This window comes from Psychrobacter sp. PL15 (genome assembly GCF_035984995.1).
Classification (GTDB): Bacteria; Pseudomonadota; Gammaproteobacteria; order Pseudomonadales; family Moraxellaceae; genus Psychrobacter.
In genome coordinates this window covers 36,898-49,230 of sequence record NZ_JAXCIB010000004.1, presented here as the reverse complement: position 1 = coordinate 49,230, position 12,333 = coordinate 36,898, and the positions used below count along the sequence as shown (strand labels likewise).

Below are 12,333 nucleotides of genomic sequence, written 5' to 3'. Positions count from 1 at the left end.
AGTCGTCTTTAAAGTAAGTGCTGATTAGGGTTTCTAATTGGGTACTTGTAGGTTTGCTTTATATTTAATGCTGTAATATAAGCGATGTGGCAAAAGTATAAAGTGACCAAACACAAAAAAGCCCGTTATTTATCTAACGGGCTTTTTTGTGTCTGCTGTTTACGCTGAGCTTTTAGCCATTAATATTAGCGTAAAGCGGCATAAGCTGAGTTGGCATAACTGGCACTACCACTATTGTTAATAGTCCCATAACTAACTGCCTGCATGCCATTATTAGTAGCGGTATTGCTGGCGCTTGTGGCGCGACTAGATAGCCCTGAGTCATTTTTGTACAAGCTATGATAGCGACTCATGACACTTTTGACGTAGTTGCGGGTCTCTTTAAAAGGGGGAATACCGTTATATTTGTCGACGTTACCTTCACCAGCGTTGTAACCAGCAATGGCAAACTCGACGTTATTATTAAAGCGGCGCATCAGCCAGGCGATATACTTGGCTGAACCCTCGATATTTTCGGCAGGATTCCAGGCATTGCTGACTTTAAAGCGACGTGCGGTCGCTGGCATTAATTGCATTAAGCCTTGTGCACCAACAGGAGAGCGAGCATTGGGATTGAATGAAGATTCAGTGTGCATCATGGCTTTCATCAGCCCAGGATCAACACCATGACGTTCTGCAGAGGTACGGATATAATCATCATAGGAATTACGGCTACCGCTTTTACTCGCGCTACTATTGCCATAATTATCATTGTTATAGCCGTTGCTGCTGCTATCGTAATTGTTTGAGTCTTTATAGTAGGTGACTTTTACTTTTTTAGTAAATTTATCAAAGTTGCCACTGGGGCTGACATTGGTGAGCAGTACTTGTCCTCCCTTGTCCTTATAAATATACATATTACCGGCCTGAGCAGTAACAGACAAAGTAGACAGGGCGACAGCAGTCAATAAGATAGGAGACAGCCAGCGGTAAAATAGGGGTGCAACAGTCATCATAGAGGTATCACTTTTTATCGAATAATAGCAAATCTCTTTGCCTACAGGCGCATTAATTTAGCCTTTAAAGCGGTTAGCGAGGCTATCTGGTTTTGATATACAAAACTGGCAAAACTCACGTCTAATAAGAAACCACTGACAATAAATACAAAAGATAATAGTTGTTCACTATACCATAAATTGTATTTTAGCCCCATCTGATTGCCTATAAATCTAGACCAGTTAACTTTTAACTGGTTAAAAAATTGATATAAATCAAAACCCTAACATTATCATCTCTGTAGTTTAGAGGGATACTGTACAGATTGATATTGTGTAAATGAGTATTATGTAGATAAATATTGTCAGTCCAGAATACTACCAACACAAGTCGGCGCAGCAGAGGCTACGCTTTATTATGGCTGACGAATCTGTGGCTGTAGGGGTTTTCTTAGAGGCCAGCAAAAATACTGGGTTGAATGGATTGATCAGGTAAGCGCGCTGATGAATATAGGTACCCAAACGGCGGTGACCAAGCCATTAACGGCCAAGCCAAAGGCGGCATAACGTCCAGCAGTATGGCTAATTTGCCATGCTTCTACTGTACCAAAAGCATGAGCGGCCAAACCTAAGGCCAAACCTTTGGCACGATCATCGTTGACCCCGTGGAATAAGAACCGAGCTAAAGTGCCGCCTATTAATCCTGAGACAATGATGATTAAGTTGGCCATAGCCAGTGGCGCTTGGATGAGGCTGGCGATACTCAGACCAATCGGTGTGGTCACTGAGCGGGTAGCAAACGCTAATATAGTGTCATTACTCAGTGAGAACAGATAAGCGAGCGACATCGGTAATAGGGCACCAATAACACTGGCTATTAACACGATTATCGACAGACGCTTTACTGGTAGGCCTTTGAAGTTCATCGCTGCCAGCGGTATGGCCAGCAGGACGGTCACATAGCCTAAAAGATGGTCAAATATCGGCTTAGCAACGTCGTAGTATTCATTATAGTCCCACTGTAGAATAAATAAAAATAACACAACCAGTGCGATGGCGGTGATTACCATCGGTAGCCCTGATAACTTTTTTGCTAAAACGCGAGCAGATACGTGCGCCGCCAACGTCACCAAGATAGCAGCAATAGTGGCAATGATAACATTATCAAAACTCATGATTGCCCCTTACGCTTAGTGTCAGTATCGACAGTATTACTAAGCCAACGATTAGAAAGTAACGCTAGGCCCCAAAGTGGTATTAGCGTACTAATTGCCATGGTTAGGATCACGCCCCATAGCTCGTCACCTAAGGCAAATAATAGCAAGCCTGCGCCAGCTGATACTGGTAAAAAGGCAAAACCACTGTCTACTAATAGTATATTACTGGCCCTGGTCAGCCAAATGGGTAAGCCTTTGACCATGCGCCAAGTTATTAATATTAAAAACATCGCTACCATGCCAACCACATTGGCAGCTTTTGCCATGCCTAATAATTGACAGATAACGACTGCTGATTCACGTACTAGGATTACCATAATCAGCGTTAAGATTACAGCTAGCCATACGGGCAGTTTGGATAAGGAGGTGGGCTTCATAAACAGTCCTTGCCAAGTTCATAATCAATAAGGCGATATTAATTTAATATTCTTAGTAACACAGGGTATACGTCATTGGCGCAGAAGACCATGTTTTAGACTATTATAATGACAATTAAACAGCTGTAATGAGCAGTCGGTAACGACTGTTATTGATTTTAATGGTGACCTTCAGCAGATTATATACATCATATATAAACGAACAAACCCGACCTGATAGCTAGAGGGTATTATGACGGTCAATGTTTTGATTGAGAAAAGATTGTTAATGCCAATCATTATAGCGTAAAGGGCCATCTGTAGTGGCTAAGCGCTAGCAAATACAGATGGCCCTTTATTTGGCTAAAGCAGTTATTTTTTGATTAATGACTGATAAATAAAGCAATTAGTCCTGCGGATCAGACAATGCTGATTTTGGCTCAGAATCAAGGCCAGCCACTGGTTCTTCTGCTAGATAACCGTCTTCAGTTAATAGCTCTTCAACTTCATCTGTCTCACTTTTTGCATTGTCATCTTTTTGTTCAAACGGTTCTAAAACCGGCAACAATAACGTTGCTTGTGCGAGAGGCAATACATCTAGTGGCGATAAGTCTGCTTGACCTAATAGCTGTCTGAGCCGGTCACTTGGCAAGCGAATGGTCAAACGCTCATGGCCGGTATCATCATAGCTCTCTTCTTGAATAACGCCCAGCTCGTACAAGGTGTTTTTGAACTGACCTGCATTATAAGGTAGGGTCAAATCAAAGGTGGTCAGCGTACCGGTAAGCAGTTGCTGCACGGCTAATGACAGCTCTTCCATGCCCAGATTGTCTTTAGAAGAGACATAAACACGATTAGGTTGACCCTCGCTTGCATAACCAATATGGGCGGGCTCATCCGTTAAATCAATCTTGTTATAGATGTTGAGTACTGGCACATTATTGTCAATTTCGGCCAACACATCTTTTACCGCTTGAATTTGCTCATGCATATCTTCACTGGCGGAATCGATGACATGTAGCAATAGATCTGCCTCTAGCGTTTCTTCCAAAGTTGCGTGAAAAGATTCGACCAGTTCATGCGGTAGGTGACGTACGAAACCGACGGTATCGACTAGTACCACTCGGCCAACACCTTGCCAATCTAAACGGCGTAAAGTGGGGTCTAAAGTCGCAAACAATTTATCTGCAGCATAGATATTCTCATCGACCAAACGATTAAACAGAGTAGACTTGCCCGCATTGGTATAACCCACTAGCGAGATAGTCGGTACGTCTGATTTTTGGCGTCTTGCCCGACCTTGAGCGCGCGTTTGTCTTACCTTATCAAGTTTGGATTTGAGTTGAATCACCCGTGTTTGCAGTAAGCGGCGGTCAGTCTCTAGTTGAGTCTCACCAGGACCGCGCAGGCCGATACCCCCTTTTTGACGTTCCAAATGCGTCCAACCACGTACCAAACGTGTCGATAAGTGATTGAGCTGCGCCAGCTCGACCTGCAGTTTACCTTCGTGAGTACGCGCACGCTGGGCAAAAATATCCAAAATCAGACCGGTGCGATCGAGTACTCGGCATTTAACCAAGGCTTCGAGGTTACGTTCTTGTGATGGCGATAAGCTATGGTTAAAAAGAACAATATCGGCATCGTGTTCCCGAACCAGTTCAGCGATTTCTTCCGCTTTACCACTACCAACAAAGTATCTGGCATCAGGTCTTGAGCGTGAGCCAGTTACTAGGGCCAAACGATCTGCCCCTGCCGAATCTGCCAATAATTCAAACTCGTTCAAATCATCAGGGTCTTGTATTTGACGAATGTCCAAATGTACTATAATGGCGCGTTCGCCACCTTTTTGTCTTCCAAAATATTCCAAAGAGTATCACCTATGTATAAAGTAAATAAATCGCTACTGTGAATGCATAAATTCCATTAAAATCTATTATAACAATAGCGTTCAGATGACCATCTATATGAGGTCCTATCACTTGATATTAAAGCGTATTGGCACAATTAGCGATGATTTTATGTTACAGCTCTGATTAGCAAATAGGCTGCTACTAAGTTTATCATCATTAAAATCAGATGTTCTGACGATAAAAAAGTATAAGCTAAGCCATGCCTACCTAAACAATAGGTAATAGCAATCTGTTAATCGTGACTGAGTGAACAAATAGTCACTGACTGACAGAATTTTGTTATACTTACCGCGTTTTTTTCGTTAAGATAGTGGCCTTCTAAACTGACAACTTTCTAAATGAAAGATTTTCTAAGACAGTAATTTTAAGTAACTCTTAGCCACAAATAAAACTTGTTTATGATTTAACGTCATAGGCAAAACAGCACAGTCATCCAATAACGAGGGACGCAGATGAGCCAATCTAAGCCAGGCTTTTCACTTAAAAAGCAATTAGGCCGCGGCAAACAAATTGCTGGCATGACCACCACTATTGCTGGCGGCATGCGCACCGCCCAGCGTATCGGCGCCTTTCGTCAGCCGCCACGTGAAAAGCTACCACGCTATATTCAGACCTTTTGCCGTAAAATGGCCGGCTCCTTTGGGGTCAAGATAGTTGAAGTCGAGCCTGTACCACAGCACCATGGTCTTTGGGTCTCTAACCACGTCTCATGGATGGATATTCCTGTGACTGGTAGTGTGAGTCCGGCGTTTTTCTTATCAAAGGCAGAGATTGGGGATTGGCCTATATTTGGTAAGCTGGTGCAAGCAGCAGGGACTTTATTCATTCAGCGCGGTTCTGGTGATGTAAGCGCGGTATCGACGCAACTTACTAGCTTTTTGAATGAAGGCTATTCGGTGATATTTTTCCCTGAAGCAACGACCTCAGATGGTACAAAGGTGAGACGGATTCATGGCACCCTGCTACAAGCGGCAATAGATGCTAGCGTACCTATTCAGCCGATAGTACTGTGCTACGTCAATAAGGATGGTACTTTAAGTAAAGAGTTACCTTATTATGGCAAACAGACGATGAAAGATAGCCTAAAACGGGTACTAGATAGTAAAAATGTGACTGCTTATGTGCTGCCACTTGCGCCATTAGATCCAAACGGTCATACAAAAAGTGAGCTGACCAATCTGCTACAGCAGCGTATGCAAGAAGGCCTAGTAGAGCTGCATGCACGCGTACTAACTAACACTGCCAGCTAATAAGGTATCAGCATCGGCTTTATAAGTCATACCCTTCCAACCATTCAGTCAATACTAAAAAAGCGCAAATTCTTATGATTTGCGCTTTTTTTATGTCAAGAATAAACTTTGAAAGTGGCAGTAGTGTAGGCCTATGGTGACGGGTTAGGATGCTGCATATGTACCGCTTCAATAGCCTCAAGTACGTCTGAGCTCAAGGTCAGACTGATACTGTCAATGTTAGATTGTAGTTGCTCGATACTGGTTGCACCAATAATGTTGCTAGTGACAAACGAGCGCGAATTAACAAAGGATAGCGCCATCTGTGCCATATCAAGCCCTGCGTCAGCAGCAATCTTGGCATACTGAACCGTAGCGGATTTTGCTTGCTCATTAGCGTAACGATCAAAGCGATCATATTCGGTTAGGCGGGCACCCGCTGGACGTTTACCATCTAGATATTTACCTGATAGCACCCCGAAGCCCAGTGGCGAGTAGGCCAGTAGACCAACATTCTCACGGTGCGATATTTCTGCTAATCCTACTTCATATAGACGGTTGAGTAAGCTGTACGGATTTTGAATAGTAATAGGCGCAATTAAATTATTCTTATCCGCTTCCCATAGATAACGCATGAGACCCCAAGCAGTGTCGTTCGATAGTCCATAAGAACGAATACGGCCTTTTTTGATTTCATCATTTAAAGCAGAGATAGTCTCCAAAAATGACGTTAAGTCTTCTAAAGGCTGTGTCGCCATATCTTCGTCATAACCCCGTTGACCAAAGAAGTTCGCTTTGCGTTCTGGCCAATGCAGCTGATAAATATCGATATAATCTGTTTGTAAACGCTGCAAATTATCATCAATCGCTGCGCTAATTTGTTTAGCGGTATAACGCGTTTGACCCCCACGTAAAAAACTCATCGGTGATATTTTGCTAGCTAAAATCACTTTATCGCGCTGTTTGGTCTTGCTAAACCAGGTACCCATAAAGCGCTCGGTATCGCCTTGCTTGTCTTTATCAGGTGGTGAAGGGTACATCTCAGCAGTATCCCAAAAGTTGACCCCTTCTGCCAGTGCCAAATCCATTTGCGCATGCGCTTGATCTTCGGTATTCTGCTGACCCCAAGTCATAGTGCCCAAGCAAATTTTAGAGACTTTTTCATCGATTTGTGGCAGTGTTTGATATTGCATGCGAGTGTCCTTTTTCGTTCTATTTACAAGTGTATTTTCATGGTGGTCGCTTAATAGTTATACGAGTTGTATACCCGTCACACCAGGCGGCGTTACTTTAAATATCTTAACTTTAAATAGCACTGATTGACCAGCAAGTGGGTGATTAAAATCAACTTCTACCTCATCGTCATCGATAGCAGTAATCGTACCAGGCAAGGTGTTTTTGCCCTTGTCTTCAAATTCTATCATCATACCAATTTCTGGATCGTCTGCGACCAGTGCAAATTTAGTACGGCTAAAATGCTGGATATTATCAGGATTCCAGTCGCCAAATGCCTGCTCAGGATCAAGATGGGCCGAACGTGTATCGCCAGCGCGCAAGTTCATTAGTACTTTCTCAAAACCGGGCAATAAGCTTTCGTCACCGATAGTCAGAGTCACTGGGGCATCACGGCTAAAGGTGGAGTCAACAATAGTACCGTTCTCGAGTGTTACTTCGAAATGCAGCTTAACGAGGCTGCCATAACTGATACGGGTGTCTTCATTAGGATTGATAAATTGAGATTCAGTCATAGTGGTCACATTATTTATTCAATAGGATTAGAGGGATCAACACGTTAAATAGTTTAGCATAATCCGTTGATTACACCCGATTATGTGGTTATCAGGATTAAAAATAGTTGAGAGTCTGCTCTTGGCTTTTTTTATGGGCAACTAAAAAGGCTATAATGATAGTCGATGACCGCTAATGATAAGAAAAGCAGGTAAGCATGAACACCAAACAACAGGGTATTATTAGCAAATGGCAAGCGGATAAAGGTTTTGGCTTTATTGAAACTGAAGATGGCGAGTCGGTGTTTTTTCATATTAGTGAGTTTAAAGCACCATGTCGTCCTGATGTCGGTGAGCAAGTGGTTTTTACTATCGGACAAGATAGTCAAGGGCGACTGCAGGCACGACAAGTACAACAGCTTGGCTTTATTCAGCAACAAATGGCGCAAAAGAATAAGCAAATCCGTCAACGCAACCAAAAACGAAGCGCGCAAGCGGACTTTGAAGCGGGGCAGAAAAAACGTTCATTTCTCGGTGTTGGCTTTTATGCGGTACTGATATTACTGGCAGTCACGAATAAACTGAGCTGGTTAGTAGTGGGCTGGTACGTAGTATTAGGACTAATCACTTATATGATGTATGCCAAAGACAAAGCCGCGGCGCAAAGTCGCGATTGGCGTACCCCTGAATCTACTTTGCATGTTTTAAGTGCGCTTGGTGGTTGGGTTGGGGCAATGGTCGCGCAGAATTACTTGCGCCATAAGTCACAAAAGCCTGAATTCCGAATGACTTATTATTTGACGGTGTTGATTAATTTGGCGGGGCTATTGGTGTTGTTAATCAAGGAGGATGGCTTGCCTTTTTGAGAGCCATTACTCCTATAATATTGCTTACTTTAGAGGACATTACTGTAAACTATCTACTTTTAAAGAGCATTTTATTAAATTATAGTATAGTCAATGAAAAGTAATATCGATACACAACCTACTGCTGGCATAAGTTTTTCTTGCTTGCTGTGCCTACGCAGACAGAGGCTGCAAAAAGCCTATACCAGCAGTACCGTCGCGTTTTTAAGGTATTTTAACTATACTTGAAATTTTTTCTTTAAGCCTTTTATTATAGGCAACTGTGCTGCTAATACCAAAACCCCGCCATAGCATTCTATAATGGGGTTTTTTTGGGACTAATTTTGGTTAATTAACGTTAGCTGTGTCGCTTCTTTTCCAAAAACAGCATATCAATGATAATTAATATCACCCCAATACTAATACCCATATCGGCAATATTAAAGATCGGATAATGCCAGTCGTTTTGATAGTGCACATGGATAAAGTCGATGACATGGCCATGCAATAAGCGGTCAATTAAATTACCTACTGCACCGCCAAGAACCAGTGCTAGACCAGTAGATAACAGTTTGGCTTGGCGCGGGGCTTTGATGAGATAACCGATCAAAAATATGGACATAACCAGTGCTAGACCCGAAAAAAACCACTTTTGCCAGCCGCCTGCATCCGCTAAAAAGCTAAATGCTGCGCCATAGTTGTAGGCAAGCGTCCAGTTAAGAATGGGCTCAATAACCGGCACGGGCTCATTGAAGGTTAGGTTGGTCTCAGCCAACCATTTTGTCCATTGATCCAGGATCAACACCACTAATGACAATAGATACCACATAAAAGCTTTACTGCCATTAGCAATCATCTTTGGGGTCTTAACCAAGCGACTCATAGGAGTCATCGAATTGCCGGTAGTAACATGGACAGCAGTAGGCGCATGTGGTTTAGCACTATTATCGTCGTCAAGTGGCTCGTGTTCGCTAGGCTTGGGTGTATCAGACGAATTAGGCATAATGGCGTACCTCGCCTTTACCACTAACGTTAGTCACGCAGCGCGCGCACAGCTCAGGATGAGCAGAATCTACGCCGATATCATCACGCACATGCCAGCAACGAACACATTTAGTACCCTCGGCAGCGCTGATTGTCACCGTTAAGCTTTTCAACTCATCTGCACTATCTGTATTATTATCTGTTTCAGCATCAGCAGGCGCTTCACCCATTGGCTTCAATGTGGCGCTACTGGTAATCAAGACAAACCGTAGCTCTTCACCAAGCTTGGCTAAGCTATCGAACATGGCCCCACCAGCGTATAAAATTGCGTCAGCGGACAAGTTAGCGTTTATTAATTTGTCGCTACGGGCGGTTTCGATATGCTTATTGACCATATCTTTGGCTACCATGATGCGCTGCCAATCGTCGCTGCTAATGGCACTGAGTTCAAACTCAGGGAATTCATACCAGGTTTGGGTAAATACAAAACCATTCGCTGAATTTGCTTCGGTACCGTGTAGCACTTCCCATGCTTCTTGTGCGGTAAAAGATAGAATCGGGGTAATCCAACGAATCAACGCTTGAGCAATATGATAAATAGCTGTTTGCGCGGAACGGCGTGGTTGGCCATTTGCTTGAGTGGTGTACTGACGATCTTTAATGATATCTAAGTAGAAGCTACCCAAGTCTTGTGAACAAAACGCGGTAATAAGCTGAGTCACTTGATGAAAGTCCATCGCGTCATAAGCATTAATAATTTCTGCTTGTACCGTTTGCGCACGCTCGATAATGAACTTATCGAGACTAACCAATTCATTAATATCGACACTATCAATAGCGGGATCGAAGTCATCGGTATTGGCCAATAAAAAGCGCAAGGTATTACGGATACGACGATACATATCAATCGCACCTTTGAATGCAGTTTTGCCGGCATTCATCTCATAGCGATAGTCATTAGAGGCAATCCATAAGCGCAGCATGTCTGCACCAGTTTTGTTGATCTCTTCTTGCGGCGTGATAATATTGCCGAGTGATTTACTCATCTTACGGCCATTTTCATCAACCACAAAACCATGGGTCAATACTTGCTTAAAGGGTGGACGCTCGTACATCGCTTCAGAAGTGAGCAATGACGTCTGGAACCAACCGCGATGCTGATCTGAGCCTTCAAGGTAAATATCAGCAGGGTTGGTTAGCTCGTCGCGCTGCTCAAGTACTGTAAAGTGAGTCGTTCCTGAATCAAACCAGACGTCTAGCGTATCGGTGGCTTTATCATAATCAGCAGCGTCCTCTCCCAAAAAGTCTTCACAGCTGGCGTCAAACCAGGCCTCCACGCCACCTTTAGCAATTCTTTGTGCCGCAACTTCCATTAGCTCCAAGGTGTTTGGATGCAGCTCACCGGTTTCTTTATGAGTAAAGAATGCAATCGGTACGCCCCAAGTACGCTGGCGTGAGATACACCAGTCTGGACGACCGTTTAACATAGATTCGATACGACTTTGTCCCCAGGCAGGGGTCCATTTCACTGATGGCACATCTGCAAGCGCTCGCTCACGTAATCCATTGGTTTCCATATTAATGAACCACTGCGGGGTCGCCCGAAAGATAATCGGTGATTTATGACGCCAGCAATGCGGATAGCTGTGTTCAATTTTGGTGTGACTAAGGAGATGACCATTTTCATGCAAGGCAGCAATGATCTGCGGGTTGGCTTTATAGATATGCTCGCCGGCGAATACTGCTGCCGTACTTAAATAAACGCCAGTACCACTGACTGGGTTTTCAACCGGCAAGTCGTATTTAAGACCGACAATATAATCGTCTAAACCATGACCAGGGGCGGTATGGACTAGACCTGTACCACTATCGGTAGTCACGTGATCGCCTAAAATTAGCGGGATTTGACGGTCCTTGATAAGTGGGTGCTGGGCGTGTAGACCCTCTAGCTCAAGGCCTGATACCGTTGCGAGTATTCCTTGATTGCTTAGACTTAGTTCAGCTAAGGCAGTATCAATCAAGTCGGTTGCTAATAGTAAGTTGCCTTTTTCAGTAGCGACCACGCTATAGTCATGCTCAGGATGTACGGCAATAGCTTGGTTGGCAGGCAAGGTCCAAGGCGTGGTGGTCCAAATCGCTGCAGCAATACCGTCTGTTAGTTCAGCAAATGCAGCAACTTCATTGCTATCTAACACGTCAAAGCTGACATAAATGGCATCGGACACCTTGTCCTGATATTCCACTTCCGCTTCCGCCAAGGCTGAACTACAGTCCAAGCACCAGTTTACTGGCTTCATACCACGGGTGACGTGACCATTGTCATAAATTTTAGCCAGCGCGCGTACGATATTGGCTTCTTGCGCGAAGTTCATGGTTAGATAAGGATTATCCCAGTCACCAAAAATGCCCAAGCGCTTAAAGTCTGCTTTTTGTAGCTCTACTTGGCTACTGGCATACTCACGGCAAAGGCCACGAAACTCTGTTGCCGAGACTTTTTGACCCACTTTACCGACTTTCGCTTCGACCTTTTGTTCAATAGGCAGACCATGACAGTCCCAACCTGGAACATAAGGCGCATCAAATCCTGATAAAGTTTTTGACTTTACAATAATGTCTTTAAGGACTTTATTAACCGCATGGCCCAAGTGAATCTGACCATTAGCGTACGGAGGACCGTCGTGCAGCGTATATTTAGGCGCACCATCTCGTGCTTGGCGAATTTTGCCATAGACGTCATCCGCTTCCCATGCATTCAGCCAGTCCGGCTCGCGTTTGGCTAGATTGGCTCGCATTGGAAAGGAGGTGTCAGCGAGGTTTAGAGTATCTTTATAGTCGATAGATTCGGTCATAGTCGGCGTCTTTGTCTTTATTTATACAATGGAAAGATAATGGTTAGGGTTTGATAGGTTAAATGGTGACTCATGAACCAGTGGGCATGATCAGCAAAATCAAAGCCACCCATTATAGGATAAATAATTAACTAAAAATAGGGGACATGATACTCAGAATTAAGCGATTGCTAGGCAATCAGCATTTGGTGCAAAGGATGTGCACTGGCTTGGCGTTAGCTCTTTGTCTAGGCGTTGGTATT

General features: G+C 43.8%; 10 protein-coding genes. 2 read left to right on the top strand and 8 right to left on the bottom strand.

Going from position 1 to position 12,333, the window contains the following annotated elements:
- Positions 1 to 185: 185 nt before the first annotated feature.
- From RCH20_RS04745 to hflX, 4 genes are all read right to left on the bottom strand, one after another.
- Positions 186 to 995, bottom strand: coding sequence for a lytic transglycosylase domain-containing protein (locus tag RCH20_RS04745; protein WP_209955366.1), 810 nt, complete (start codon positions 993 to 995; stop codon positions 186 to 188).
- A gap of 467 nt (positions 996 to 1,462) precedes the next feature.
- The gene (locus RCH20_RS04740) at positions 1,463 to 2,149 is read right to left on the bottom strand and encodes an LrgB family protein (RefSeq protein ID WP_209955364.1); all 687 of its coding nucleotides are present in this window, start codon (positions 2,147 to 2,149) and stop codon (positions 1,463 to 1,465) included.
- Positions 2,146 to 2,568: a CidA/LrgA family protein gene (locus RCH20_RS04735; protein ID WP_327192780.1), complete on the bottom strand. Its 423-nt coding sequence runs from the start codon at positions 2,566 to 2,568 to the stop codon at positions 2,146 to 2,148. Before RCH20_RS04735 ends, RCH20_RS04740 begins: the two co-directional genes overlap by 4 nt.
- A 385-nt stretch (positions 2,569 to 2,953) precedes the next feature.
- Positions 2,954 to 4,414, bottom strand: a complete 1,461-nt coding sequence (gene hflX, locus RCH20_RS04730; protein ID WP_209955359.1) for a ribosome rescue GTPase HflX — start codon at positions 4,412 to 4,414, stop codon at positions 2,954 to 2,956.
- A 495-nt stretch (positions 4,415 to 4,909) separates the two neighbouring features.
- Here hflX and RCH20_RS04725 point away from each other — a divergent pair, with 495 nt between their 5' ends.
- Complete coding sequence (locus tag RCH20_RS04725; RefSeq protein ID WP_209955357.1) at positions 4,910 to 5,707, top strand: lysophospholipid acyltransferase family protein; 798 nt, start codon at positions 4,910 to 4,912, stop codon at positions 5,705 to 5,707.
- A gap of 131 nt (positions 5,708 to 5,838) precedes the next feature.
- Here the strand turns inward: RCH20_RS04725 and RCH20_RS04720 are convergent, their stop codons facing one another.
- On the bottom strand, positions 5,839 to 6,879 hold the full coding sequence (locus tag RCH20_RS04720; protein WP_209955355.1) for an aldo/keto reductase: 1,041 nt from the start codon (positions 6,877 to 6,879) through the stop codon (positions 5,839 to 5,841).
- Positions 6,880 to 6,936: 57 nt separating this feature from the next.
- Positions 6,937 to 7,434 carry an FKBP-type peptidyl-prolyl cis-trans isomerase gene (locus RCH20_RS04715; protein WP_209955353.1) on the bottom strand — a complete coding sequence of 166 codons (498 nt, stop codon included), beginning with the start codon at positions 7,432 to 7,434 and terminating at the stop codon, positions 6,937 to 6,939.
- A 197-nt stretch (positions 7,435 to 7,631) separates the two neighbouring features.
- Between RCH20_RS04715 and RCH20_RS04710 the strand changes: the two genes are divergently transcribed.
- Positions 7,632 to 8,279: a DUF1294 domain-containing protein gene (locus tag RCH20_RS04710; protein WP_209955351.1), complete on the top strand. Its 648-nt coding sequence runs from the start codon at positions 7,632 to 7,634 to the stop codon at positions 8,277 to 8,279.
- 337 nt (positions 8,280 to 8,616) lie between these two features.
- Here the strand turns inward: RCH20_RS04710 and lspA are convergent, their stop codons facing one another.
- The gene (gene lspA / locus RCH20_RS04705; RefSeq protein ID WP_209955349.1) at positions 8,617 to 9,261 is read right to left on the bottom strand and encodes a signal peptidase II; all 645 of its coding nucleotides are present in this window, start codon (positions 9,259 to 9,261) and stop codon (positions 8,617 to 8,619) included.
- The gene (gene ileS / locus RCH20_RS04700) at positions 9,254 to 12,091 is read right to left on the bottom strand and encodes an isoleucine--tRNA ligase (protein WP_209955347.1); all 2,838 of its coding nucleotides are present in this window, start codon (positions 12,089 to 12,091) and stop codon (positions 9,254 to 9,256) included. The genes lspA and ileS overlap by 8 nt, the downstream gene beginning before the upstream one ends.
- Between the last annotated feature and the right edge of the window lie 242 nt (positions 12,092 to 12,333).